The organism is Lentzea chajnantorensis (assembly GCF_054300775.1).
The window spans coordinates 2013991-2038745 of sequence record NZ_JBSDZT010000002.1; the positions used below are offsets into that span (position 1 = coordinate 2013991).

At 70.5% G+C, this 24755-nt stretch carries 21 protein-coding genes and 3 pseudogenes; 17 read left to right on the forward strand and 7 right to left on the reverse strand.

Annotation, left to right across the window (positions count from 1 at the left end; genetic code table 11):
• Window positions 1-69 precede the first annotated feature (69 nt).
• Complete coding sequence (locus ACVDFE_RS10755; protein ID WP_458430334.1) at window positions 70-2157, forward strand: hypothetical protein; 2088 nt, start codon at window positions 70-72, stop codon at window positions 2155-2157.
• A gap of 60 nt (window positions 2158-2217) precedes the next feature.
• Here ACVDFE_RS10755 and ACVDFE_RS10760 read toward each other — a convergent pair whose 3' ends face one another.
• Window positions 2218-3186 (reverse strand): helix-turn-helix domain-containing protein, encoded by a 969-nt coding sequence (locus tag ACVDFE_RS10760; RefSeq protein ID WP_360395055.1) that lies wholly within the window; start codon window positions 3184-3186, stop codon window positions 2218-2220.
• Window positions 3187-3329: 143 nt separating this feature from the next.
• Between ACVDFE_RS10760 and ACVDFE_RS10765 the strand changes: the two genes are divergently transcribed.
• The 9 genes and pseudogenes from ACVDFE_RS10765 to secA all read left to right on the forward strand — a co-directional run bounded on the left by ACVDFE_RS10765 (window position 3330) and on the right by secA (window position 14912).
• Window positions 3330-3974 carry a dTMP kinase gene (locus ACVDFE_RS10765; RefSeq protein WP_458430335.1) on the forward strand — a complete coding sequence of 215 codons (645 nt, stop codon included), beginning with the start codon at window positions 3330-3332 and terminating at the stop codon, window positions 3972-3974.
• Window positions 3975-4049: 75 nt separating this feature from the next.
• Window positions 4050-4880: an SAM-dependent methyltransferase gene (locus ACVDFE_RS10770; RefSeq protein WP_458430336.1), complete on the forward strand. Its 831-nt coding sequence runs from the start codon at window positions 4050-4052 to the stop codon at window positions 4878-4880.
• 185 nt (window positions 4881-5065) lie between these two features.
• Entirely contained in the window at window positions 5066-5743 is a 678-nt protein-coding gene (gene mtrA / locus ACVDFE_RS10775) for an MtrAB system response regulator MtrA (RefSeq protein ID WP_030471262.1), read from the forward strand.
• A 10-nt stretch (window positions 5744-5753) separates the two neighbouring features.
• Entirely contained in the window at window positions 5754-7496 is a 1743-nt protein-coding gene (mtrB, locus tag ACVDFE_RS10780; protein ID WP_458430337.1) for an MtrAB system histidine kinase MtrB, read from the forward strand.
• A gap of 476 nt (window positions 7497-7972) precedes the next feature.
• Window positions 7973-8836 carry an LpqB family beta-propeller domain-containing protein gene (locus tag ACVDFE_RS10785; protein WP_458434310.1) on the forward strand — a complete coding sequence of 288 codons (864 nt, stop codon included), beginning with the start codon at window positions 7973-7975 and terminating at the stop codon, window positions 8834-8836.
• Window positions 8778-9233: pseudogene (locus ACVDFE_RS10790) on the forward strand (LpqB family beta-propeller domain-containing protein); the annotation flags it as partial. The gene ACVDFE_RS10785 and the pseudogene ACVDFE_RS10790, both read left to right, overlap by 59 nt.
• Before the next feature lie 158 nt (window positions 9234-9391).
• On the forward strand, window positions 9392-9997 hold the full coding sequence (locus ACVDFE_RS10795; RefSeq protein ID WP_360395070.1) for a ComF family protein: 606 nt from the start codon (window positions 9392-9394) through the stop codon (window positions 9995-9997).
• A gap of 974 nt (window positions 9998-10971) precedes the next feature.
• Window positions 10972-11652, forward strand: a complete 681-nt coding sequence (gene hpf, locus ACVDFE_RS10800; protein WP_458430338.1) for a ribosome hibernation-promoting factor, HPF/YfiA family — start codon at window positions 10972-10974, stop codon at window positions 11650-11652.
• Window positions 11653-12043: 391 nt separating this feature from the next.
• Window positions 12044-14912: pseudogene (secA, locus tag ACVDFE_RS10805) on the forward strand (preprotein translocase subunit SecA).
• 221 nt (window positions 14913-15133) lie between these two features.
• Here secA and ACVDFE_RS10810 read toward each other — a convergent pair.
• Window positions 15134-15538 (reverse strand): Rv3235 family protein, encoded by a 405-nt coding sequence (locus tag ACVDFE_RS10810; protein WP_458430339.1) that lies wholly within the window; start codon window positions 15536-15538, stop codon window positions 15134-15136.
• 72 nt (window positions 15539-15610) lie between these two features.
• Here ACVDFE_RS10810 and ACVDFE_RS10815 point away from each other — a divergent pair, with 72 nt between their 5' ends.
• Complete coding sequence (locus tag ACVDFE_RS10815) at window positions 15611-16021, forward strand: HAD-IA family hydrolase (RefSeq protein WP_360395081.1); 411 nt, start codon at window positions 15611-15613, stop codon at window positions 16019-16021.
• 87 nt (window positions 16022-16108) lie between these two features.
• The gene (locus tag ACVDFE_RS10820) at window positions 16109-16411 is read left to right on the forward strand and encodes a hypothetical protein (RefSeq protein ID WP_360395084.1); all 303 of its coding nucleotides are present in this window, start codon (window positions 16109-16111) and stop codon (window positions 16409-16411) included.
• A 4-nt stretch (window positions 16412-16415) separates the two neighbouring features.
• Here ACVDFE_RS10820 and ACVDFE_RS10825 read toward each other — a convergent pair whose 3' ends face one another.
• Window positions 16416-17165 (reverse strand): TrmH family RNA methyltransferase, encoded by a 750-nt coding sequence (locus ACVDFE_RS10825; RefSeq protein ID WP_360395087.1) that lies wholly within the window; start codon window positions 17163-17165, stop codon window positions 16416-16418.
• Between the two features lie 118 nt (window positions 17166-17283).
• Here ACVDFE_RS10825 and ACVDFE_RS10830 point away from each other — a divergent pair, with 118 nt between their 5' ends.
• From ACVDFE_RS10830 to ACVDFE_RS10845, 4 genes and pseudogenes are all read left to right on the forward strand, one after another.
• Complete coding sequence (locus ACVDFE_RS10830) at window positions 17284-17949, forward strand: phosphotransferase (RefSeq protein ID WP_360395089.1); 666 nt, start codon at window positions 17284-17286, stop codon at window positions 17947-17949.
• Between the two features lie 10 nt (window positions 17950-17959).
• A complete protein-coding gene (locus tag ACVDFE_RS10835) occupies window positions 17960-19351 on the forward strand; it encodes a WS/DGAT/MGAT family O-acyltransferase (RefSeq protein ID WP_360395091.1) in 1392 nt (463 codons plus the stop codon).
• Window positions 19351-19843, forward strand: a pseudogene (locus ACVDFE_RS10840) (DUF6912 family protein). The gene ACVDFE_RS10835 and the pseudogene ACVDFE_RS10840 overlap by 1 nt, the downstream one beginning before the upstream one ends.
• Window positions 19844-19925: 82 nt before the next feature.
• Window positions 19926-20420 (forward strand): pyridoxamine 5'-phosphate oxidase family protein, encoded by a 495-nt coding sequence (locus tag ACVDFE_RS10845; protein ID WP_458430340.1) that lies wholly within the window; start codon window positions 19926-19928, stop codon window positions 20418-20420.
• Window positions 20421-20439: 19 nt separating this feature from the next.
• Here the strand turns inward: ACVDFE_RS10845 and ACVDFE_RS10850 are convergent, their stop codons facing one another.
• Window positions 20440-20826 carry a VOC family protein gene (locus ACVDFE_RS10850; protein WP_458430341.1) on the reverse strand — a complete coding sequence of 129 codons (387 nt, stop codon included), beginning with the start codon at window positions 20824-20826 and terminating at the stop codon, window positions 20440-20442.
• Window positions 20827-20862: 36 nt separating this feature from the next.
• On the opposite strand from ACVDFE_RS10850, the gene pruA reads away from it, so the two are divergent.
• Window positions 20863-22491: an L-glutamate gamma-semialdehyde dehydrogenase gene (gene pruA, locus ACVDFE_RS10855; RefSeq protein ID WP_458430342.1), complete on the forward strand. Its 1629-nt coding sequence runs from the start codon at window positions 20863-20865 to the stop codon at window positions 22489-22491.
• On the opposite strand, the gene ACVDFE_RS10860 is transcribed toward pruA, so the two are convergent.
• From ACVDFE_RS10860 to rsgA, 3 genes are all read right to left on the reverse strand, one after another.
• Window positions 22488-23219 carry an NAD-dependent epimerase/dehydratase family protein gene (locus ACVDFE_RS10860; protein WP_458430343.1) on the reverse strand — a complete coding sequence of 244 codons (732 nt, stop codon included), beginning with the start codon at window positions 23217-23219 and terminating at the stop codon, window positions 22488-22490. The genes pruA and ACVDFE_RS10860 overlap by 4 nt on opposite strands.
• A 67-nt stretch (window positions 23220-23286) precedes the next feature.
• The gene (locus ACVDFE_RS10865) at window positions 23287-23721 is read right to left on the reverse strand and encodes a hypothetical protein (protein WP_360395108.1); all 435 of its coding nucleotides are present in this window, start codon (window positions 23719-23721) and stop codon (window positions 23287-23289) included.
• Window positions 23722-23756: 35 nt separating this feature from the next.
• On the reverse strand, window positions 23757-24755 hold the full coding sequence (rsgA, locus tag ACVDFE_RS10870; protein ID WP_360395111.1) for a ribosome small subunit-dependent GTPase A: 999 nt from the start codon (window positions 24753-24755) through the stop codon (window positions 23757-23759).

The window sequence follows — 24755 nt, forward strand, 5'->3', positions numbered from 1 at the left end:
GAAGGTAGGCGTTGTGCGAAGAACAACATCGGCCCCGAACGGGTGCACTTACTCGGTTGACGTGCGAGGTTGACTGAGCGGGTGCTCATGACCCTCATCGGCCGGACCTTGCGCGTGCCCACCTCGACCGGGGCCGCCGGTGACGGCCGGGCCGAAGCCAGGCGGTTGGACGCGGCGCTGGTGCAGGTGGGGTTCAAGGCGTCGAAGGAGCTCGTCGAGCACGTGGCGGGTCTGCAGAACCCGGCCGCGTACACCCGGACGATCGTGGATGCCGTCCGCAGGCTCGTCGGGGACGACGTGCGGCACAACCCCTACTTCAAGGACTTCCCGCACGGCGTGCCGGACACCGTCGAGTTCTGGGCGCACTGCCTGCGCGACGCGCTGCTCAAGAACGTGCCTGCCGACGAGCTCGCGGCGAACGGCGTGCTCAACCTGCTCGCGTTGCCGGAGTACGGCACCCACCGGCACACCTACGAGGAGCTCCTCCAGGCGCACGACGCGCTGATCCCGTCCGTCAAGGACCGCGTCACCGTCCTGCACCTCGGCGGGACCGAGGCGGAGGAGACCCGCCGCCTCTACCTGGAGCTGGCCGGCAGCCCGACGCCGCTGGGCGAGGCCGACCTGCACCTGCTCGCCGAGCTGGCCGAGCAGACCGACGAGCTGCCGGAGGCCGTGCCGGTCAGGGAGAACCGCGCGGTGGTCAACGCCGCCCGGCTGGCCCGTGGTGCCGTGCCGTCCGTCGACACCGTCACGGACGTGCTGCGGCTGGCGTGCCAGGCGTCGGGCGGGGACGTGACACTGCGGACGCCCACCCGGTTCCGGTCGTTCCGGCGGCCGGAGCGCCGGGTCCTGCTGGCGGCGCTGGACGAGACCGTGCGGAGCAACCCCGGCAAGCTCGGTGACGTGCCGCGGCACCGTGAAGCGTGGAAGCGGCTCGGGGAACGGCTGCACCCGCACGAGTACGAGCTGCTGCCGTGCGCGCAGGACGTGTTCGCGGTGGCACGCAGGGAGAAGGTCGTCAGGTCGTTCGCAGGACGGGTGGAGCTGGCGTTCCAGGAGGGCGACCTCCGCACGGCCGTCGGTGTCCTCGGCGCGGCACCGGGGATGCTGCTGCGCCAGCTCGACCGGCTGCTGCGGTACGGCGCGGACCAGGACCTGGTCGTGGACGCCGTGCGCGCCGCCGCGCCCGAGGTGTCCGGCCGCGTGCTCTGCTCGGTGCTCGAACACCTCCAGAACCGCGAGAAGCCGGACGCCGCGAGGGTCTTCGCCAACCGGAACGGCCGGGCGTGGGTCACGGACGACGTCCGGCCGCCGCTCGCGAGCCCCGTCGTCGGTGCCCTGGTCGACGTGCTGGAGGACGAGCTCGTCCGCAGGCTGCCCGGTGTCTCGGAGCTGCGCGTGGCGCCCGAGGCGCTCGACGTCGTGCTCCCGTTGTCCGGCAAGGCCTCCGAAGAGGGGTTCAACGTGCTGCCGCGCGGGTCGAAGGCGTGGCTGGAGGGCGACCTCCTGCGGTTCTTCGCGTACTGGCGGCAGAAGGGGCAGCGCACCGACTACGACCTGTCCGCGGTGCTGCTCAACGCCGCCTTCGACTTCAAGGGGCAGGTGTCGTGGACCAGCCACCACGGCGACGGCGCCTACTACTCGGGTGACCTCACCGAGGCGCCGGACGGTGCCACGGAGTTCATCGACGTGCCCCACTCCGCCATCACCGCGAAGTACGTGGTGCCGCAGGTGAACATCTACGACGGCGAGGGCTTCAACGAGGTCGCCGAGTCGATGTTCGGGTTCATGACCCGGGAGCCCGGCCAGCGCGGCAAGCCGTTCGAGCCGAGCACCGTGCGGGCGCGCAGTGCCATGCGCGGCAACGGCCGGGTCGCGCTGCCGGTCGTCTTCGAGCGCTGCGAGGGCGGCTGGCTCGCCACGTGGCTGCACCTGTACCTGCGCGGCGCCTCGTGGGGGAACCGGGTCGAGGGCAACCGCGGCATCGTGCGCGAGACCGTGGCGGCTGTACTGGGGCGCAAGCACTTCACCGTCTGGCACCTGGCCGACGTGGTGCGCCGCAAGTCCACTCCGGACGGAAGTCCGCTCACCGCGACCGTCGAGCAGCTGGACAAAATCCTGGACAGGACTGCTAGCGTGGACGACGCGAGGCCATGAGAGGGCTTCCTTCTCACACTCCTGTAAAGATAGCCCTCTCGCTTTCCTCGCCCTCGCTTCTCAGCTCCACTCGACCGCGATGCCCGCGATCCCCGGCCCGACGTCGCTGAAGTAGGCGCTCACCACGCCGCCGAGCCCGCACACCAGCTCCTCGACGTCGACCGGGGTGGCCTCGGCCGACGCGCGGAACTGCTTCGTGCACCGCGCCGGCATCGCCCGCCGGTGGAACGACAGCTGCACCAGGTAGGAGCCGCAGACGTCGCGGAACGTGCGGTGGTTGCCGGGTGTCGCGCCGCCGGTGTCGTCGACGACGGTGTAGCTGAAGACGTGCTCCTCACCGGCCGAGAGCCTGCGGTCGAAGAGCATCTCCACGGCCAGGTTCCGGGAAGCGCCCTCCCTGCGCAGCCGCCCCTGCCGGCAGCCCTCACCCGCGCGCACGAGCGCGTTGTCGATCACCGCGCCGTCGTCGCCCTGGTGGACGGCGAGGTAGCGGTCCGGGCCCTGGCGCACCGCGCGCACGACCAGCCGTGTGGTGATGGAGCGCTGCTCGCGGTGCATGCCGATCTGCACGGTGTCGTGCACGGAGAGCACTTCGAGGTCGGCGTTGCTGCGCGCGGCCTCGGGCACCGAGTCGAACGAGGCGAGCAACGGCGCCGAGTCCGGGCACGTCGGCACCGGGCGCGGCAGGTAGGTGTTGGCGGTGCGTGGACCGATGAGGTCCAGCAGGGACGATGGCGGCAACCGCAGGACGGACTCCAACGCGCGCACGGTGCTGATCGCACGCGGGACCTCCGGGTGGCGCAGGCCGCGTTGCCAGTACGAGAGCGTCGACTGGCCCACCTGGACACCGAGTTGTTCGAGGTGGGCGCGCAGCCGTGCGAGCGAGAGGCCCCGGTGGGCGATCGCCTCGCGCAGAGCGCGGTGGAACGGCCCGTAGCGCAGCGTCTCGGCGAGCGGGGTCGGCAGACCCCCGGTCGGGTTACCGATCGGTTCGTCGACCGACTCGGCGTGCCCGGATTCCGCGGCCACCGCGGCACCTACCCTTCACACACGAGCCGTGTGACTGTTCACCGTAGTCACTCGATCTGGTGATCGAAAGATCGGATTTCGCCCGTGTGGGGGACTGGTTGCGGCCGTGTGAGTGGCCGGTACCGGTCCCGTAGGGTGCTGGCGTGGGAAAGCTCGTAGTGATCGAGGGCCTCGACGGGGCCGGCAAGCGCACCTTGGCCAACGGTCTGATCGCCGCTCTTGAAGCCGAGGGCAGGACCGTGACCAGCCACGCTTTCCCCCGCTACGGGATCAGCGTGCACGCGGACCTGGTCCGCGACGCCCTCTACGGCACCATCGGCGACCTCAGCGACTCCGTCTACGGCATGGCCGTGCTGTACGCGCTGGACCGGCGCGGTGCCGCCGACGAGATCCGCGCGGACCTCGAACGGCACGACGTCGTGCTGCTCGACCGGTACGTCGCCTCCAGCGCCGCCTACAGCGCCGCGCGGCTGCACCAGGACGAGCACGGGGAGTTCGTGCGGTGGGTCCGCGAGCTGGAGGTCGAGCGGTTCGGGCTGCCCGTTCCGGACCTGCACCTGCTGCTGCGCGTGCCCGTCGAGGTCGCCGCGGAACGTGCCGCGAAACGGGAGCGGGAAGACGGGTCTCGTGCGCGAGACATTTATGAATCCGATGGCGGCCTGCAAGCCCGTTGCGGTGCTGTTTACGACGGATTGGCGAACATCGGCTGGCTCGCGCCGTGGCAATTGGTCGACGGCCGGTCAAACGTGAACTTCCGTTCGCTTTTGGGACCGCTCTTCACTCCTTGAGTGGTCGCTCACGTGCGTACCCGTTGACACGATCGAGTGTCGGTACGTCACTGTGAGTTAATAGGAGTGCCCAATTTGAAGCGCGTATTGCAGCGCACCCCGGTCGGGGTCGCCCGGACGGCGGTCCTGATCGCCGCCGCCCGTGCCACCGAGCAACGCCAACTCGACCGCCTCTTCGACGACCCGCTGGCCGAGGGGCTGGTGACGGCCGCAGGCTCCGCGAGCGACCTCAACGGCGTGCGCAACCTCGCCGGTGACCACTTCGTCCTGCGCACCCGCTACTTCGACGACCAGCTCCTCGACGCGGCGCGACCCCAGGTCGTGCTGATGGCGGCCGGGCTCGACACAAGAGCGTTCCGGTTGAACTGGCCGCCGGGCACGACCGTGTTCGAGCTCGACTTACCCGAGCTGCTCGACTTCAAGGAGCAGGCCCTCGGCGACCTGGGGGCACGCCCGTCCTGCGACCGGGTCGTCGTCCCCTGCGACCTGCGCGACGACTGGGCGACCTCGCTGATCCACGCGGGGTACGACCCGAGGAGGCCCACGGCGTGGTTGCTGGAGGGCCTCTTCATGTTCCTGCCCCCCGAGGCCGGCGAGCGGATCATGCACTGGGTCGGCGCGCTGTCGGCCCGCGGCAGCACGCTCGCGCTCGAACACGTCAACCACGCGTTCAGGGAGCTGCCGCAGATGAGGGCGGTGCAGCAGCGGTTCGACTCGATGGACGCCGGCTGGTGCTCCGACGTGGAGGACCCGGTGGCGTGGCTGGCAGGGCACGGCTGGCGCGGCACCGTGACGCACCAGGTCGACCTGGCCGCGCGGCACGAACGCCCGGTGCCCGCCATCACCGACCCGCGGAAGGTGGGTGACGCGCGCATCTGGCTGGCCTCGGCCGTCCGCACGGCCTGACACCACCGGGTAACGAATGGTGACCGTCGCACGACGATGCACGCGACGATCAGGCCGAATCAGGCGAGGTGGGGCACGTGGAACGAGGGTTCCGGCCGGTTACCGAACGAGCGCGCTCCGCCACCAGCGGCGATGGAACGTGGGTGGTGCGCGAACGCGCGACCGGCAGTGCAACGATGTTGGGCATGAAGGCACGCGTGCTCGTCGTCGATGACGACCCCGCCCTGGCGGAGATGCTGACGATCGTGTTGCGCGGGGAGGGCTTCGACACCGCGGTGGTCGCCGACGGTGCCCGTGCCCTGCCCGCGCTGCGCGAGCTCAAGCCCGACCTCGTGCTGCTCGACCTGATGCTGCCCGGCATGAACGGCATCGACGTCTGCAAGGCGATCAGGTCCGAGTCGGGCGTGCCGATCGTGATGCTCACCGCGAAGAGCGACACGGTCGACGTGGTGCTGGGTCTTGAGTCCGGTGCCGACGACTACGTCGTCAAGCCGTTCAAGCCGAAGGAGCTGGTCGCCCGCATCCGGGCGCGCCTGCGGCGCACCGAGGCCGAGCCGTCCGAGGTGCTGCAGATCGGCGACCTGACGATCGACGTGCCCGGTCACGAGGTGCTGCGCGAGGGCCGTCCGATCCAGCTGACGCCGCTGGAGTTCGACCTGCTGGTCGCGCTCGCCCGCAAGCCGCGCCAGGTGTTCACCCGCGAGGTGCTGCTCGAACAGGTGTGGGGCTACCGGCATGCCGCCGACACCCGCTTGGTGAACGTCCACGTGCAGCGGCTGCGGTCCAAGGTGGAGCGGGACCCGGAGCACCCCGAGGTGGTGTTGACCGTTCGCGGTGTCGGGTACAAGGCCGGCCCTCCGTGACAGGTGGCGTATGAAGTTCGTTCGGCCGCTCGCCGCGAAGGCGCAGTTCCTCGTCGAGGAGGCGCGCAAGCGGTGGGCCGCGTTCGGTGATCTGTGGCGGCGTTCGCTGCAGCTGCGGGTCGTGGTGTCCACGCTCGCGCTGTCGTCCGCCGTGGTCTTCGTGCTGGGCATGGTCCTGCAGATGCAGATCACCAACCAGCTGCTGGCCACCAAGGAGGAGGCGGCGGTCCGCCAGGCGAAGGCCTCGCAGACGCTGATCCAGTCCGACCTCGTGGGCCTCAACCCCGGTCCGGACAGCGTGCAGACGCGGTTCACCAGCGCGATCAACAAGCTCGCGGTGGGCAGCGCCGGCACCGACGCCACGGCGGCCGGCGCCGGCGCGTTCGAACCCGTGCTGGCCGACGGGCTCGCGTCCAACAGCGCCCGCGTGCCGTCCGTCGGGCCGCTCGACGACGTGCCGCCCGGCCTGCGCGAGATGGTCGAGAACGGCGGCGAGGGCACCCAGATCCACACCGTGCAGCGCGGCGGGCAACCGACCACGCTGTACGTCGTCGGCCTGCCGATGAGCACCACGGCCCGGTCGATGCAGCTCTACCTGATCTTCCCGCTGGCCTCCGAGCAGCGCACCGCCGAGGTCGTGCAGTCGACGCTCGTGGTCGGCGGCGTCGTGCTGCTGATGCTGCTCGCGCTGATCGCGAACCTGGTGACCCGGCAGGTCGTGCGGCCGGTGCGGCAGGCGGCCGAGGTCGCGGAGCGGTTCGCGGACGGCGTGCTGCACGAACGCATGCACGTCGTCGGCGAGGACGACGTGGCGCGGCTGGCCGAGTCGTTCAACGAGATGGCCGAGTCCATCCAGGCCCAGTTCAAGCAGCTGGAGGAGTTCGGCCAGCTGCAGCGCCGGTTCACCTCGGACGTCTCGCACGAGCTGCGCACGCCGCTGACGACCGTGCGCATGGCCGCGGACGTCCTGCACGCCTCGCGCGAGCAGTTCCCCGCCGGGCTCGCCCGCTCCACCGAGCTGCTGGTCGACGAGCTCGACCGGTTCGAGTCGCTGCTGGGCGACCTGCTGGAGATCTCCCGCCTGGACGCCGGTGTCGAGGAGCTGACCGCCGAACAGGTGGACATCCGCGTGCTGGCCCGCCGGGCGCACGACTCGGTGCGCGCGCTGTCGACGACGGCGAACTCCCCGGTGGTGCTGGACCTCCCGGACGAGGAGCTCACCGCCGAGCTGGACTCCCGCCGCGTGGAGCGCATCCTGCGCAACCTGCTGGCGAACGCGATCGACCACGGCGAGGGCCAGCCGGTCGAGCTGACCATGCGCGGCAACGCCGACGCGGTCGCGATCACCGTGCGGGACCACGGCGTCGGGCTGCGGCCGGGCGAGGCGGACCTGGTGTTCAGCCGGTTCTGGCGCGCCGACCCGTCGCGCAACCGGCGCACCGGCGGCACCGGCCTCGGCCTGTCGATCTCGCTGGAGGACGCGCGGCTGCACGGCGGCTGGCTGGAGGCATGGGGAGAACCGGGCCACGGCGCGGTGTTCCGCCTGACGCTGCCGCGCACGCACGGCGAGGAGCTGCGCGAGAGCCCGTTGCCGCTGGCGCCCGCCATCGCGACCGGCGCGGTCGCCGCCGTCGCGGAGACGCCGGTGGCGGAGGAACCGGAGGAGGTCGAGCTGACCCCCGAGGAGATCACCTGGCAGCCGGCCGAACCGGTCGACGGCGTGCCCGACGAGGTTTCGGAGGAAGTGCGGTGAAGCGGCTGACCCTGGTGCTCCTCGTGCTCGTGACGATCACGGGCTGTGCCGCGATCCCGACGAACACCCAGCCGAAACCCATCGGCACCAAGGACAACAAGGCCTCGAACACGAACCAGGCGCCCGAGCCGAGGCGCGACCTCGACCCGTTCGAGCTGGTTCGCGACTTCATCGGCGCGACGTCCAACCCGGACCACAACTACGCGGCGGCGCGGGCGTACCTGACGCCGGAGGCCGACAAGAAGTGGGACACCAAGAGCCCCACGATCATCGAGACGTCGTTCTCGACCGTGCCGACCTCGCAGGCGCAGGCCGAGAAGACGCAGACCGTGTTGCTGCAGGGCAAGAACGTCGGCCGCCTGGGCGCCAACGACAACGCGTTCGTGCCGCAGCTCGGCGACTTCTCGACGCCGGTGAAGCTGGAGCGCAACAACGAGAACCAGTGGCGCATCTCCGAGCCGCCGCTGGGCGTCTACATGCCGCAGAACGTGTTCAACAACAGCTACCGCCGCGTCGTGCTCTGGTTCTACAACCCGGAGTTCAGCGTGCTGGTGCCGGACCCGCGGTTCGTGGTCGTGCCGCCCGCCACCGACATCCCGACCCGCGTGACCGAGCTGCTGATCAAGGGCCCCAGTGACGCGCTGCGCGACACGCTGGTCTCCGCGCTGGGCCCGGACACCGACAAGTTCTCGAACACCAAGGAAGCCGACGACGGCGCGCTCGAGGTCAACCTCACCAAGGTCGGCAACGACCGCACGCCGGAGAAGAACAAGCAGATCGTCGCGCAGGTCGTGAAGTCGTTCCAGGGCGTCACGTCCTCGCGCATCCGCGTCCTCGTCGACGGCCAGCAGATCCTGGCCGAGCAACGCGACTACCGCCCGTCCGACGTGTCGGCGACCGCGGGTGAGGCGTTGCTGGCCTCGAACGTGAACCTGCCCGGCATGCTGGTCGTGGACGGCCGCCTGCGCTCGCTGAACGACGGCGTCGCCGTCAAGGGCCCGGCCGGCGACGGCACCTACACCGTGGCGAGCGCGGCCCAGTCGCTGGACGGCTCGCGCCTGGCGGTGGTGACCCGCGACGGCGCGGCGATGCGCCTGCGGGTGGGGGAGAACGAGCAGCCGCTGTCCGAGGTGGACCTGCCGGCCACCTCGCTGACCAGACCGACGTGGCTGCTGTCGAGCGGTCCGAAGGAGCCGAGCAAGGAGGTCTGGACCGTCGCCGACGGGAAGCTCGGTCACGCGCGTCACCCGTGCGGACAACGGCAACTGGACCGCGAAGAGCGTCAACACCACCGACCTGGCCGCGTTCGGCGGCATCACCGAGCTCCGCCTCTCCCGTGACGGCACGCGCGCGGCCCTGGTCATCGCCGGGAAGCTCTACGTGGCCTCCGTGGTCCGCAACCAGCAGGACGTGGCGCTGCGCTCCCCGCGGGCCGTTCAGCCGTCCCTGCTGGGCTCCTCGGTGCTGTCGGTGGACTGGCTGTCACAGGACATCGTGGTCGTGTCGTCGTCCGTGGCCGCGCTGCCGGTCAGCAAGGTCTACATCGACGGGGCCAAGCTCGACCGGTACAGCCAGTCGAACCTCACCGGGCTCGTCGGGTCGGTGGCCGCGGGCCCGTCGCGGTCGGTGCAGGTGATCGACAGCTCCGGGCTGTGGATCGCCACGGACATCACCGACGTGTGGCGTCCGAGCCCGATCCGCACGTCAACCGGTTCACAGGTCTTCTACCCGGGCTGACCCCCTGCTCCTACCGGCGTCTGCAAGTACTGCCAACTCAAGATCAGCGAGCACTTTTCCGCTGCCAACCGCCCTTCCGGCCGCCTGCGCACCCATCGCTGGTTCGGCGGTGTGCGGGACCGCGGAAAATGTCAGACCCCGTCGTCACCCTGGTCCACATGCCCCTTGAGCTGATCGTGCCCGTCCGCTGCTCCGGCTGCGGGCGGCCCGGCCCCGCCTGCTGCTCGTCCTGCCTCGGTGCGTTCGGGCCGCCGGCTCGCCTGTCCGTGCCCGGGGTCGGGCCGCCGGTGTGGGCGCTGGCGGCGTACGACGGCGTGGTGCGGGAGCTCGTGCTCGCGTTCAAGGAACGGGGTGCGCGGGCGTTGGCTGCGTGGTTCGGCGCCGTGGTGGCCGCGGCGCTCGTGTCGGTCGGGCCCGCGCCGTGGGTGCTGGTGCCGGCGCCGTCACGGGCCGGGGCGGCCAAGGAACGCGGGGGCGACCACATGGTGAGAATCGCGCGGGCCGTGGAGATCGCCGCCGTGGCACCGGTCCTGTCGTTCACGGCGGGCGTGGCCGACTCCGTGGGGCTGGGTCCGGGAGCGCGCAGGAGGAACGTGGACGGGCGCGTGCGCGTTTGCGGCAGACCCCCACCGGGAACAGTTGTGCTGCTGGACGACGTGGTCACGACGGGTGCGACGGCTGGTGAATGTGCCCGCGCGTTGCGATCGTCCGGTGTTCGCGCGCAGGCCGTGCTGGCGCTTTCGTCAGCGCGTTCGTGGGGTTGACGGTTCGACCGGGACTTTCGGCACCGCCCACAAGGGTGAAGTTGGTGTCGGCCAGTGGATCACCGGTTCGTCCCGGTTGGACGGGAATCCCCAGGTCGTCGTCGCGAGCCCCGTCCTGTCCGAAGATCCGGAACTGCGGAGTGGCACGTTTGGACCCGACGTTGGACAGACCCGTGTTTCGTCGCCGTGTCGTGCGCCGCCGCAGAGCGCTGCCCCTGGGCGTGGAGCGGCAGGGCTGGTCGCGCGGCCCTGTGCGGTGACCCTCGCAGGCGGTGCGTTTGGCACCGCCCGATGTCGGCTGTCTGCTCGGTGCTCCGGTTAACGCCTATTCACTTGTAGAGCTGACCAGCGGTTATCAGAGGAATCGCATGGTTCGCCGGACATGGTGGAGATCGCCGGGCTCGTACGCGAATGGGCGAAAACCGCTGGCGTGCCGGGCGTGACACGCTCGTGATCGGTCAGCGAAACGGAACGGTTCAGTTGGAGAATGCGCGGTTCCGTCGCATCTGGACCGGAGTCGGAGGCATCGGAATCGATCTCTTCGAAGTTTCGGGAACATGACGCGGTGGTCACCCGTTGGCTAGGTATGAGGCCGCGCTGGGAACCGTTCGACGCAGTGGTGCTGCGGTCGAGTGGTGGCCACGCGCTGCGCCTTACGGGTGAGCGAGATGCCGGAGAGCGGTGCTCGTGCCACGCTGGGAACACGTGCTGTGGCAGGGAGTTGTCGCGCTGCGTAGTCGCCGAAAAATCTGCCGGTTCGCCCGGCAAGGGGGCTTACGCGACGGTGAATCCCAAGCTAACGTGCACCGCTATCAGCGTTCCCGGCCCGCGGGGAGGAGGCGAACAGCCCATGACCCAGGCGCCGTGAGACCTGCCGAGGACGACCCTCTGCGACACATCTGCGATCCAAGATCGCCACGGCGCTCGATAAATCAGTCCAGCCAAAGCTCGCAGCAAAGCGAGGGAGGTCGTGTATGGACATCGTCGTCAAGGGCCGCAACGTCGAGGTGCCCGATCACTACAGGGTGCACGTCGCCGAAAAGCTGGCCCGGCTTGAGCGTTACGACCGCAAGGTCATCCGCTTCGACGTGGAACTCTTCCACGAGCCGAACCGCCGCCAGTCGAAGAACTGCCAGCGGGTCGAAATCACCGGCAAGGGACGTGGACCGGTGGTCCGTTCCGAAGCCTGCGCGGGTGACTTCTACGCCGCGTTGGACGCTGCGGTCGCGAAGCTCGAGAACCGCCTGCGCCGGTCGCACGACCGCAGGCGCGTCCACCACGGGGCCCGCGCCCCGATCTCGGTGGCGGAAGCGACAAGCGGGCTGGTGGACACCTCCCCCGCTGCTGACCAGAACGGTCAGGTCATGACGTCGCGCCGCGCGAAGACCGCGGTGCTCGACGCACCTGAGGCCGACTACGAGGGCATGGCGGAAGTGCCCGCGCAGCGGTGGGACGACGGCCTCGAGGACAAGTTGCCCGGACGCGTGGTGCGCGAGAAGGAGCACGCCGCCAAACCCATGACGGTCGACCAGGCCCTCTACGAGATGGAACTGGTCGGACACGACTTCTACCTGTTCGCCGACTCCGACAGCGGTCGCCCGAGCGTCGTCTACCGCCGGAAGGGATTCGACTACGGCGTGATCAGGCTGGCCTGATCCGGTAAACCACACACCTTCGACCACCGCCGCCCTTCGCGCCCCTCGCGCGTGAGGGCGGCGGTGTGCGTTCACCGGCCATCCGCCGATGGCGCAAACGGGACCAAACGGGCTTGTCAACCGCGGTTCGTTCACCGTCAAGGTGAACTTCGCGCCGCCAGGAACCTTCACACGGGCCTCATGCGTTCTCCACACCAGTAGCCGAGATGGGGGCACCGGCGGCAGGTGGTCTGCGGAAGATCGCAGAACGGCCTGCCTGACCTGCCCATACCAGGTCAGGCGCGGCAATCCGCCTGTGTCTGTGCACACATCTTGGCGACTTGCCTACGATGGGCAGGGGAAAGGCGTCCGACGTGGGCGCGCCGCGATACAGGTGATGAGGTCTATCCAGATGGTGCTGTCCCGACTGCTCCGCGCCGGCGAGGGCAAGATGCTCAAGCGCCTCCGCAACATCGCAGCACACATCAACCACCTCGAAGACGACGTGGTCGACCTTTCCGACGCCGAGCTGCGTGCGAAGACGGAGGAGTTCAAGAAGCGCCACGCCGAGGGCGAGTCGCTCGACGAGCTGCTGCCGGAGGCGTTCGCCGTGGCCCGCGAGGCCGCGAAGCGCACCCTCGGCCAGCGCCCGTACGACGTGCAGCTCATGGGCGGCGCGGCGCTGCACCTCGGGCAGATCTCCGAGATGCGCACCGGTGAGGGCAAGACGCTGACCTCCGTCATGCCGGTCTACCTCAACGCGCTGGCCGGCCGCGGCGTGCACGTCATCACCACGAACGACTACCTCGCCAAGCGCGACGCGGACTGGATGGGCCGTGTCCACCGGTTCCTCGGGCTCACGGTCGGGGCGATCCTGTCCGAGATGACGCCGGAGCAGCGGCGTGCGGCGTACAACGCGGACATCACCTACGGCACGAACAACGAGTTCGGCTTCGACTACCTGCGCGACAACATGGCGTGGAGCCTGGACGAGTGCGTGCAGCGCGGGCACTACTACGCGATCGTCGACGAGGTCGACTCGATCCTGATCGACGAGGCGCGCACGCCGTTGATCATCAGTGGTCCCGCGGAGCAGAGCGCCCGGTGGTACGTCGAGTTCGCGCGGCTGAGCCCGCTGATGAAGCGCGACACGCACTACGAGGTCGACGAGCGCAAGCGCACGGTCGGCGTGTCCGAGCAGGGCGTCTCGTTCATCGAGGACCAGCTGGGCATCGAGAACCTGTACGAGGCGGCGAACACCCCGCTGGTGGGCTACCTGAACAACGCCCTCAAGGCGAAGGAGCTCTACACCAAGGACAAGGACTACATCGTCCGCAACGGCGAGGTCATGATCGTCGACGAGTTCACGGGTCGTGTGCTCGCCGGGCGGCGCTACAACGAGGGCATGCACCAGGCCATCGAGGCCAAGGAAGGTGTGGAGATCAAGGCGGAGAACCAGACGCTCGCCACGATCACCCTCCAGAACTACTTCCGCCTCTACGAGAAGCTCGGCGGCATGACCGGTACCGCGGAGACCGAGGCGGCCGAGTTCCACCAGACCTACAAGCTGGGCGTCGTGCCGATCCCGACGAACCGCCCGCCGCAGCGCAAGGACCAGCCCGACCTCGTCTACAAGAGCGAGGAGGCGAAGTTCGAGGCGGTCGCGGAGGACATCGCGGAGAAGCACGCCAAGGGCCAGCCGGTCCTGATCGGCACGACGAGCGTCGAGCGCTCCGAGTACCTGTCGAAGCTGTTGGTGCGCAAGGGCATCCCGCACGAGGTGCTGAACGCGAAGCACCACGACCGCGAGGCGCTGATCATCGCGAAGGCCGGCCGCAAGGGCGCCGTCACGGTCGCGACGAACATGGCCGGTCGCGGTACGGACATCGTGCTGGGCGGCAACCCGGACATCATCGCCGACCACGAGCTGCGCGACCGCGGCCTCGACCCGGTGACCACGCCGGAGGAGTACGAGGCCGAGTGGGCCAAGGTCGTCGAGGAGCTGCACGACCCAGGGCAAGGCCGAGGCCGACGAGGTGCGCGAGGCCGGTGGTCTCTACGTGCTCGGCACCGAGCGCCACGAGTCGCGCCGCATCGACAACCAGCTCCGCGGCCGCACCGGCCGTCAGGGCGACCCCGGTGAGTCGCGGTTCTACCTGTCGCTGCAGGACGAGCTGATGCGCCGGTTCAACGCGTCCATGGTCGAGATGGTCATGACGCGTCTGAACGTGCCGGACGACGTGCCGATCGAGCACAAGATGGTCACCCGCGCCATCCGCAGCGCGCAGACCCAGGTCGAGCAGCAGAACTTCGAGATCCGCAAGAACGTCCTCAAGTACGACGAGGTCATGAACCGCCAGCGCACGGTGATCTACGCCGAGCGCCGCCGCGTCCTCGAGGGTGAAGACCTGAAGGACCAGGTCGAGCACATGATCGAGAGCGTGGTCGAGGAGTACGTCAACGGCGCGACCGCCGACGGCTACGCCGAGGACTGGGACTTCGACAAGCTGTGGACGGCGCTCAAGACGCTGTACCCGGTGAGCGTCGACCCGGACAAGCTGCTGGAGTCCGACGAGGACGTCAGCCGCGAGTACCTGCGCGAGGTGCTCGTCGAGGACGCGCTGAAGGCCTACCGCGAGCGCGAGGCCGAGATCGACGGCCGCGTCGGCGAGGGCGCCATGCGCGAGCTGGAGCGCCGCGTGCTGCTGTCGGTCCTCGACCGCAAGTGGCGCGAGCACCTCTACGAGATGGACTACTTGAAGGAGGGCATCGGTCTGCGCGCCATGGCGCAGCGCGACCCCCTCATCGAGTACCAGCGCGAGGGCTTCGACATGTTCAACGCGATGCTCGACGCGTTGAAGGAGGAGATCGTCGGCTTCCTGTTCAACCTGCAGGTCGAGGCCGCAGAGCCGGAGCCCCAGCCGGAGCCGGAGGTCCCGGTCCTGCTGAGCCAGGCCCCGCAGCCGCTGCCCGCGACGGGGGCCCGTGCCCGCGCCCGTGCCGCGGCGGCCGCCCAGCAGCAGGCGCAGCAGCAGCCGGCTGCCCCGGCGGGTCCGGCGATGGCGCAGCTCGCCACCGGCAACGCGATCCCGCCCGCCCTGCGCGGCAAGGGTCTCGGTGGCCCCGGTGAGCAGCACCTGAGCTACAGCGGCCCGGCCGAGGACGGCGGCGTCGAGCAGCACAGCGACGAGAACAACGGCGGTGGCGCCCAGAGCGGCACCCGCAAGGAGCGGCGTGAGGCGGCCCGCCAGGCCGCGAAGGGCAACCGCCGCAAGCGCTAGCAGCAACCGGCCACACAGGGGCCCCGCGCTTCCCCCAGGGGAACGCGGGGCCCCTGCGTGTACCTGGAAGGGCACGCGGGGTCCCCGCGTGCCCTCTGGAGGGAACGCGGGGCCCCCGCGTGACTTCCGGCATGCGGAATTGAGGGAGCGCACGCGGGGAGCTTTCGTACTGCAGGAGAGTACGAAAGGTCCCCGCGTGCGCTCCGCGGAAGCGGGGAGGGTTACTCCAGCACTGTGAACGTCGTCAGCAGCCAGCGGCCGTCGCGGTGCTCGGCGCGTGCGGCCACGGCGAGCACGCGCTCGTCGCGGCGCACAGTGGCGGCGATCTCGGCGGCGAACCGGGTCGGGTGGCAGACACGAGGAGGCCGCAGCAGGCGGGTGGTCCGCACGCGCACCGACCGGACCAGGCGGGCGGCCAGCGCGGGCAGGGCGAGCTGTTGCAGCAAACGGCCGGGGCGACGGCCGTCCACCACCTCCAGGACGGCTGTGAGCAGCCGGGCCGCGTCGAGCGGCGGCGGCGGTGGCTCCGGTGCGGGCAGCCACGACCCGCGTGCGCGGGGGCGTGGCACGAAAGTCGCCCCGGCGGGCGGCTCGTAGGTGGGCAGGCGGCGAACGACTGGGGGCATGCCGAAACCGGCGGCGCAGCGCGCCGATCAGGACATCCACCACCCGAAGGAGTGGGTAGTACGGTCCTGACCATGCTGAAGGCCCTCGTGCTGGACTACGGCGGCGTCCTGACCGACCCCGGTGAGGACAACCCGCCGGAACCGCCGCTGCTCACCGCGGTGCGCAAGGCGCGGCAGCAGGGGTTCAAGACCGCGCTGCTGTCCAACGCGGACGGCTGGTGGCAGCCGCCGGCGCACTGGCACGGCCTGTTCGACGCGGCGGTCATCTCCGGCGAAGTCGGGCTGGCGAAGCCGGACGCCGGCATCTACCTGCTCACGGCCGCGAAGCTCGGTCTCGAACCGGGCGAGTGCGTGTTCGTCGACGACCTCGCCGTGAACGTCCGCGGCGCAGCCGAGGCGGGCATGGTCGGCGTCCACCATCGGTCGACGCGGACCACCCTCGAGGAACTGGAGATCCTGCTAGCGACAGCGCTGCGCGGTTGAGGGTTCACCCCGAGGCGTAATTGCCGGTCATTCCGCTCCCCGGATAACTTCGACGCGGCCTGGTTCCGCTGATCCTCAGGAGAGCGAATGCGAAGAATTGCCGCTTGTGCCGCGATCGTCATCGCCGTCGGTTCGGCGGTCGCGGCTCCTGCGCGGGCGCAGGAGCGCGGCTGCCGCGAGGAGTTCCCGCGGGACGGGCGCAGCGTCGAGGTCTTCTGCGACGACGGCTGGCCGGGCAACTTCCGCGCCGTCGCCCACTGCCGGACCACGCTGTCGAGCTGGGACGAGCACGGCACGATCGGGCACGTGCGCGCGAGGTCGTCGATCGCCGGGTGCGACGGCCTGGTCGGCCCGGTGTGGGTCGAGGGCTACCACGTCGACTGGCTGTAGGCGGTCAGCCTTGGGCGCGCCGCACGAGCTCGAAGCAGAGCACGGCCGCCGCTGAGGCGACGTTGAGCGATTCCACGCCCGCCGCCATCGGGATCGAAAGCCACGAGGTGATGTGCGGGCGCACGTCCTCGGTGATCCCGAACGTCTCACTGCCGAGCACGAATGCCGACCGTTCCGCGAATTCAGCGGAATAGATCGTGTCGGACGCGTGGGAATCGAGCGCGTGGAGCGGATATCCGGACGCGCGCAGGAGAGCGGAGGCCTCCGCCGCGGTGCCGCAGCGCAGGACGGGCGCGCGGAAAGCCACCCCGGCGGAGGCCTTCACCACGAGCGGGTCGATCGAGGCGACGCCGCGGCGCGGCACCACGATGCCGTCGATGCCCGCGGCCGTCGCGGTCCGCAGGATCATGCCGACGTTCGCCGGCGTGGTGATGCCGTCCAGCACCAGCACGGACCGCAGGTCGTCCTCCTCCAGCGCGAGCGCCAGCGGCTTCATCCGCGGCGCCACGACGTCGGCGAGCACGCCCTGGTCCTGCTTGCCGTTGCCCGCCAGCACCTTCACCCGCTGCGCGGTCGCCCGCTGCACCTGCACGCCCCGCGACCGGGCCGCGTCCAGGATCTCGCGCGCCGCAGGACCGCGTGCGGTGTCGGCGAGCACCACCTTGTCCACCGACAGCGCCGGGTCGTCCAGCGCCTCCAGCACGGGCTTGCGGCCGTAGACGGTGACGAAGCGGTCCTTGGGCGAGATCTCCACGCCGAAGAGGGTGCCAGACGGCCCGGCACGCCCCCGCACGCCCGGCTCGAACGGGTGAAGAGCACGAGTAGAGCCGTTCGGCCCTTGTGCTTTGGATCATATGCATGATGATCGTCACATGACGTCAGGTGTGCGCAGCGTCGCGCAACGTCAACACCTCGCGAGCGGCCAGGACTCGGACGTGTTCATCCGGTCCGACGGGTTGCTCGTCAAACGCACGCGCACAGGCCGTGACCTGCGGCGCGAGGCCGAGATGATGCTGTACCTGAGCGGTCACGGCATCCCCGTGCCGCGGGTGCACGACGCGACGGCGGACGAGCTCGTCATGCAGTACGTGCCCGGCCCGCGGATGTCCGAGGAGATCGGCCGCAAGCCGTGGCTCGCCGGTCAGCTGGGCCGCGAGCTCGCCGACCTGCACCACCGCCTGGACGCGGTGCGGGCCCCCGACTTCCTCACCGGCGACGGCGACCTGCTGCACCTCGACCTGCACCCCGGCAACGTCGTGCTCGGCCCGGAGGGACCGGTCGTGCTCGACTGGGCCTGCGCGATGAGGGGCGACCGGCGGCTCGACGTGGCGCTGTCCTGGGTGTCGCTGGCGGTCGCGCGGCTGACGACGGCTCGCCGGTTGACGCGGTGGAACTTCCTCAGGTCGTTCATGGCCAACGTGGACCCGCGGGCGCGGGAGGCGATTCCGGAGGCCGCGCGCATCCGGCTGGAGCGGCACGACCGCGATCCGCGGGAACGGGCGGCGCTGGAAAAGCTCATGGACGCGAAACGGCACTAGTCTGGCGGGCATGCCGGACCGACTGTCAGCGCTGGACGCCTCGTTCCTGTACCTGGAGGGCTCCACGACGCCGATGCACGTCGGTGGCGTGGCGGTGTTCCGCAGGCCCAAGGCGGGGTTCGACTACGACAAGCTCGTCGACCTCATCGAGCAGCGGCTGAGCCTCGTGCCGCGCTACCGGCAGAAGGTCGTGCACGTCCCCGGCCGCATCGCGCGGCCCGTGTGGGTGGACGACCCTGACTTCGACGTCACCTACCACGTGCGGCGCTCCGCACTGCCCAAGCCGGGCAACGAGAAGCAGCTGCACGACCTGGTGGCGCGGCTGATGTCGCGGCCGCTCGACCACTCGCGGCCGCTGTGGGAGAGCTACCTCGTGGAGGGGCTGGCGAAGAACCAGCTCGCCGTGATCACCAAGACCCACCAGGCCATGGTCGACGGCATCGCGTCGCTGGAGATCGGCCAGGTCATGCTGGACGTGTCGCCGTCGCCGCGCACGAACGTCGAGAACCTCTGGATGCCGCAGCCGGAGCCCAGCTCGTTGCAGCTGGTGAGCGACGCCGTCACGGACATCGTGCACCGGCCGGGCGAGCTAGTGGAGAACGTGCGCAGCGCCGCGATGGACACCGTCGCCACGGTCGGCAAGGTCGTCAACGCCGTGGGTGCGGTCGCCGCCGCCATCCACACCGCCGCGAGCCCGGCGCCCGGCAGCCCGCTGAACGTCCGGATCACCTCGCCGCAGCGCCGGTTCGCCGTGGCGCGCGCCCAGCTCGACGACCTGCGCGCCATCCGCAAGGCCCACGGCGGCACGGTGAACGACGTGGTGCTGGCGGCGCTGGCCGGTGCGATCCGCAACTGGTTGCTCAGCCGCGGTGAGAACGTCACCGGCAGCACCACGATCCGCGCGATGACGCCGATGTCGGTGCGCGACACCGACCCCGACTCGGGCAACAACGTCTCCGCCTACCTGGTGGACCTGCCGGTCGGCGAGCCGAACCCGGTGGTGCGGCTGCACCACGTGAGCCACGCGACCCGCGCCCACCTGGAGTCCGGCCAGTCGGTGGCCGCCGATGCGCTGGTCAAGGTCTCCGGCTTCGCGCCGCCGACCCTGCACGCGCTGGGCGCGCGGGCGGCCAGCTCGTTCAGCCGCCGGCTGTTCAACGTGATCGTCACCAACGTGCCCGGCCCGCAGGTGCCGCTGTACGCGGCGGGCGCGAGAATGACCGAGATCTTCCCGGTCGTGCCGCTCGCCAAGAACCAGGCGCTGGCGATCGGGGTGACGTCGTACGACGGCGGTGTGTACTTCGGGCTGAACGGCGACCGCGACGCCATGTCCGATGTGGACGTTCTCGCGAGCATGGTCGAGGAGTCGGTGGAGGAACTGATGGGGACGGCGAGCGCGTGATGAGGGTCTACATCCCGGCCACGGTGGCCATGCTGCGCAGCTTCGTCGACAGCGGCGAGCTGCACACCGGTGGGCGGCACGGCGTTCGCGCTGACGCCGGCGCTGCGCGAGTCCTACGCCGCCGGCGACACCGAGGAGCTGGAGTACGCCGCGATGCTCGACGCGGCCCGCGCGTCGCTGCGGCTGCTGGCCGGTGACGAGAAGTCGGAACCGCGCCGCGCGGTCGTCGCGGTGGACGCGGACGACGTGACGTTGCGCCCGGACCTGGACTTCTCGGTGGTGAAGGTCGTGGGCCCGTTCACGTTGAAGGACGTCGCGTCCGTGCACCTGGACACGGCCGAGGCCGAGGACGACGTGCGCGCCGCCGCCGAGGTCGTGGACGCGGCGGACCTGGGCGACCCGGATGCCGAGTTCGCGCTGGGCAGCGCCGAGGACCACGAGCTGGCCTGGTACGCGGCGCAGGAGCTGGCGTTCGTGCTGGAGCTGATGTGACTCAGGTCACGTCGGAGTGAGGTAGAGGTGCCGTGAGCGGCTCCGTCCCCGAGGTGTCCGACACCGGAGAGACGGAGCCGCCATGAACCAGCACGACGTCGACGAGGTCCTGAACCGCCCGCTGAGCCAGGAGCTGCTCGGCCGCGACATCGCCCGGCTGGCGTTCGTCGCGCAGGACGGCACGCCCCGCAACCTCCCGGTCGGGTTCTGCTGGAACGGCAGCGAGATCGTCATCTGCACGTCGAAGAACGCCCGCAAGCTCGCGATGCTGGCCGCGAACCCGGCCGTCGCGCTCACGATCGACACCGAGGCGTTCCCGCCGCGGATCCTGTCCGTGCGCGGCAGGGCCGAGCTCGACCCCGTGGACGACATCCCGGCCGAGTACCTCCAGGTGACCAAGTCCATGACGCCGGAGCAGCGCGCCGAGTGGGAGGCCGACGTCCGTTCGCTCTACACCGACGGCATGGTCCGGATCGTCATCCGGCCGGCCTGGGCGAAGCTGACCGACTTCGAGACCACGTTGCCGGACAACGTCGCCGAGCTCGTGCGGCGCCAAGCCGCGGCGCGGCAGGCCTGAGCACGGCGGAAACCGCCACTCACATGCCCTCGGCGGGCTCCCACAGCTCGATCCGGTTGCCCTCGGGGTCGACGCACCAGCCGAACCGGCCGAACTCCGAGTCCTCGGTTTCCGGCAGCACCTCGACGCCGCTGCCGCGCAGCTTCACCATCAACGACTCCAGGTCGTCGACCCGCAGGTTCAGCATGGTGCGCTGGTGCGGTTCGCCGATGTACTCGGTGTCCTGCGCGAACAACGCCATCGTCGTCGTGCCGGGGCGGTCCGACGTCGCGGTGTCGAGCCAGTGGAAGGTGACGGTGCCGCGTTCGCTCATCGGCACACCGAGGTTCTCGCGGTACCAGGCGGCCAGCCGCACGGGATCCCGGGAACGCAGGAAGACCCCGCCGATGCCAGTCACCCGCGCCACCCGACGGACCCTACTACCGCGTGCCACGATGGGGGAATGGACGCCGTGACGGCTGCACCCGAACCGGTCAACGAACCCGTGCGCACCTACGCTCCCGGCAGCGCGGAACGCGCCTCCCTGCAGGCCCGCATCGCGGAGCTGGAGGGCACCACCCACGAGCTGACGATGACGATCGGCGGCGAACAGCGGATGGGCGGCGGTGACCGCGTCGACGTGGTCCAGCCGCACGACCACCGGCACGTGCTCGGGGTGACCGCGCAGGCCACCGGCTCCGACGTCGCGGCGGCGATGAGGGCCGCGCAGCACGCCGCACCGGGGTGGCAGGAGCTGCCGTACGACGAACGGGCCGCGGTGCTGCTGCGAGCGGCGGACCTGCTGTCCGGCCCGTGGCGGGACACGCTGAACGCCGCCACGGTCCTCGGGCAGTCGAAGTCCGTGCAGCAGGCCGAGATCGACGCCGCCTGCGAGCTGATCGACTTCCTGCGGTTCAACGTCCACTTCGGCCGCCGGGTCCTGGAGGAGCAGCCGGCGTCCAGCCCCGGCGTGTGGAACCGGATGGACCACCGGCCGCTCGACGGGTTCGTCGTCGCGATCACGCCGTTCAACTTCACCGCCATCGCCGGCAACCTGCCGCTGGCACCGGCGCTGATGGGCAACACGGTGGTGTGGAAGCCGTCGCCGACGCAGCAGCTCGCCGCGCACTGCACCATGCGGCTGCTGGAGGAGGCCGGCCTGCCGCCGGGCGTGGTCAACCTCGTCACCGGCGACGGCAAGGCGCTGGGTGAGGTGGCGCTGCGGGACCGGTTCTTCGCCGGACTGCACTTCACTGGGTCCACCCGCACGTTCAAGGCGCTGTGGCAGACCATGGCGAGCAACCTCGACCACTACCGCGCCTACCCGCGGGTGGTCGGCGAGACCGGCGGCAAGGACTTCGTGCTGGCCCACGCCTCCGCCGACCCCGACGCCCTCGTCACCGGTCTGGTGCGCGGTGCTTTCGAGTACCAGGGCCAGAAGTGCTCGGCCGCGTCCCGCGCGTACATCCCGCGGTCGTTGTGGGACAACGGTGTGCGCGACCAGCTCGTCGACGTCACGAAGTCGTTGGCGTACGGCGACGTCAGGGACCTGTCGGTGTTCGGCGGCGCCGTGATCGACCACCGCGCGTTCGCCAAGCACAAAGACGCACTGCTGATGGCGTCCGCGTCCACCTCCGTCGACGTGCTGGCCGGCGGCACCTGCGACGACTCGGTCGGCTACTTCGTGGACCCGACGGTGCTGCTGGGCACCGACCCGCACCACGACATCTTCACCTCGGAGTACTTCGGCCCGATCCTCGCCGTGCACGTCTACGACGACGCGGACTACGAGGACGTCATGGGCGTCATCGACACCTCCACGCCGTACGCGCTCACCGGTGCCGTGTTCGCGCGTGACCGCGTTGCGGTGGAACAGGCCCACCGCGCGTTGCGGTTCGCGGCGGGCAACTTCTACGTCAACGACAAGCCGACCGGTGCGGTCGTGGGACAGCAGCCGTTCGGCGGGTCGCGCGGGTCCGGCACGAACGACAAGGCGGGGTCGATCTACAACCTGCAGCGGTGGACGTCACCGCGTGCCATCAAGGAGACGCTGGTGCCGCCCACGCACCACGGCTACCCGCACATGGGTTAGCGGGCCCGCGGTGCCCAGCCCGTCGCCGCGGTGAGCTTGGTGCTCACGACCCGTTGCGAACGCCCGAACACCGCCAACGACGCCGCGAGCCTCCCGAACGCGCGCGGCAGCCGCGTGATCCCCAGGTCCCGCTTCAGGACCGGCGTGCCGACGTTGTAGACGCCCGCGGGCGCGCCGAGCACGGCGACGGCGGCGGCCGCCGCGTCGCCGGGGTGCACGACCGACGTCCAGCCGTCGCCGACTAGCACGGGCGGCGACTGGGCAGCGCCGCCCATCAGCATCCCGAAGCGCAGGAAGACGCCGCCGGGGTGGCGCAGGACGTTGTGCTGCGCCGTCACCGAGCTGGCGATGTGACCGACGGGCTCGATGGGAGCGTTCTCGTCCAGCTCCCGCTCACCGCCGTCGGCGTACACGAACGAGATGCCCTCCTGCACCACGCGGCCCACGCCCGCCCGCAACGCCGCCTCGGCCACCGCCGCGCTGCCCTCCGTGCGGATGCGGTCGTTCTCGGCCCAGGCACCGGGCAGCACGGCCCTGGCGCTCAACGGGACGCGGGTGGCGAGGTTGAGGACGGCGTCGTAGCCGCTCAGCGCGGCCGTCAGCCGGCCGGCGTCGAACATCGAGGTGGTGTGCCGGTCGAGCACCCCGACCTCGTGGCCCGCCTCCCGCAGCCGCGGCAGAGCTTCCCGCCCGAGCACACCCGTCGCACCGATCACGAAGACCTTCATGACCGGTGGACGGGACAGGCTGCCGATTCGTGACGGCCCGGTTCATGACAGCTCAGCCCGTGGCAGCTCAGCCCGTGGCAGGCAGCCGTTCCAACGCCTTCAGCGCCAGTCCCTGCGTGGTCTGCCCGAGCACGTTGTCGTCCTCGCCCTGCTTGGTCACGGTCAGCCCGAGCAGCTCACCCTCGCGGACCTGCACCACGGCCTCGCACGCCGACGACGCGCACCGGCGGGTCATCGGCCGGTCCTCGACCACCGCGCCGTAGCCGCCGTTCGCCTGCAGCCGCGCCGACTCCTGCTCGAACTTCGCCTCCAGCAGCTTCAGCGTCACCGTTGCCGAGCCGAACGAGAACGTGCACTCGCGCTCACCCTTCGCGGTACCGGACAACGAGCCCAGGTCACCGTCCCGCAGCAGCGTGCACGGGTCGGTGTCGGTGAACTTCGGGGGAGCGGGGTCGCCACCGCAGGCGCTCAGCAGCAGCACCAGGGCCAGAACTCGCTTCATCCACTTCCTCTGCAGTCGGTCACGGGGGTCGGAGCTCAGTCCGTGTGGTCGTCCAGCCCGGCACGGGAGGCGAGCAGGCGGCGCAACGACGTCAACCGGCCCGGCGCGTCCGGCACGAGCTCGTCGAGCATGCAGCCGGGGTCCTCGGGGGCACCCAGGTGGCCGCAGCCGGGCGGGCACTCCTCGGCGGCCTCCGCGAAGTCGGGGAAGGCCTTCACGATGTCGTCCGGCGTGATGTGCGCGAGGCCGAACGAGCGGATGCCGGGGGTGTCGACCACCCAGCCGCCGCCGGGCAGCCGCAGCGCGACGGCCTGGGTCGAGGTGTGCCTGCCCTTGCCGACGCCGGAGACGACGCCGACCGCGCGGTTCGCGTCCGGGACGAGCTTGTTGACCAGGGTGGACTTGCCGACACCTGAGTGGCCGATCAGGCAGGACACCGTGTCCCGCAGGCGTTCGCGAAGCTCGGCCGGTTCCTCGTCGGACCGGGTCACGAGCACCGGCACGTCCAGCTCGGTGTAGAGCGCGAGCAGGTCGTCGGCCGACGCGAGGTCGGACTTCGTCAGGCACAGCACCGGTTCCAGGCCACCGGCGTACGCGGCGACCAGGCACCGGTCGATGAAACCGGTGCGCGGCGGAGGATCGGCCAGCGCGACGACCATGATGAGCTGGGAGGCGTTCGCGACGACGACGCGTTCGAACGGGTCCGTGTCGTCGGCGGTCCTGCGCAGCACCGAGGTCCGCTCCTCGACGCGCACGATGCGGGCCAGCGTGTCCGGCTGGCCGGAGGTGTCACCGACGATGCCGACCTGGTCGCCGACCACCACGGGCGTGCGGCCGAGCTCACGCGCACGCATCGCCGTGACGACCACACCGGACTCCAACGCGCACGTCCAGCGGCCGCGGTCGACGCCGATCACCATCGCGATCTCGGCGTCGGCGTGTTCCGGCCTGATCTTGCTGCGCGGCCGCGTCCCCTTGCCGGGGCGCACCCGCACGTCCGACTCGTCGAGCTTGCGCCAGTCCCGCTTGCCCAC

Coding starts and splice junctions, on each gene's coding strand:
- mtrA (WP_030471262.1), top strand. CDS start 5,066: ATGAAGGCACGCGTGCTCGTCGTCGATGACGACCCCGCCCTGGCGGAG.
- mtrB (WP_458430337.1), top strand. CDS start 5,754: ATGAAGTTCGTTCGGCCGCTCGCCGCGAAGGCGCAGTTCCTCGTCGAG.
- ACVDFE_RS10785 (WP_458434310.1), top strand. CDS start 7,973: ATGCCGCAGAACGTGTTCAACAACAGCTACCGCCGCGTCGTGCTCTGG.
- ACVDFE_RS10795 (WP_360395070.1), top strand. CDS start 9,392: ATGCCCCTTGAGCTGATCGTGCCCGTCCGCTGCTCCGGCTGCGGGCGG.
- hpf (WP_458430338.1), top strand. CDS start 10,972: ATGGACATCGTCGTCAAGGGCCGCAACGTCGAGGTGCCCGATCACTAC.
- ACVDFE_RS10810 (WP_458430339.1), bottom strand. CDS start 15,538: ATGCCCCCAGTCGTTCGCCGCCTGCCCACCTACGAGCCGCCCGCCGGG.
- ACVDFE_RS10815 (WP_360395081.1), top strand. CDS start 15,611: ATGCTGAAGGCCCTCGTGCTGGACTACGGCGGCGTCCTGACCGACCCC.
- ACVDFE_RS10820 (WP_360395084.1), top strand. CDS start 16,109: ATGCGAAGAATTGCCGCTTGTGCCGCGATCGTCATCGCCGTCGGTTCG.
- ACVDFE_RS10830 (WP_360395089.1), top strand. CDS start 17,284: ATGACGTCAGGTGTGCGCAGCGTCGCGCAACGTCAACACCTCGCGAGC.
- ACVDFE_RS10835 (WP_360395091.1), top strand. CDS start 17,960: ATGCCGGACCGACTGTCAGCGCTGGACGCCTCGTTCCTGTACCTGGAG.
- ACVDFE_RS10845 (WP_458430340.1), top strand. CDS start 19,926: ATGAACCAGCACGACGTCGACGAGGTCCTGAACCGCCCGCTGAGCCAG.
- pruA (WP_458430342.1), top strand. CDS start 20,863: ATGGACGCCGTGACGGCTGCACCCGAACCGGTCAACGAACCCGTGCGC.
- ACVDFE_RS10860 (WP_458430343.1), bottom strand. CDS start 23,219: ATGAAGGTCTTCGTGATCGGTGCGACGGGTGTGCTCGGGCGGGAAGCT.
- ACVDFE_RS10865 (WP_360395108.1), bottom strand. CDS start 23,721: ATGAAGCGAGTTCTGGCCCTGGTGCTGCTGCTGAGCGCCTGCGGTGGC.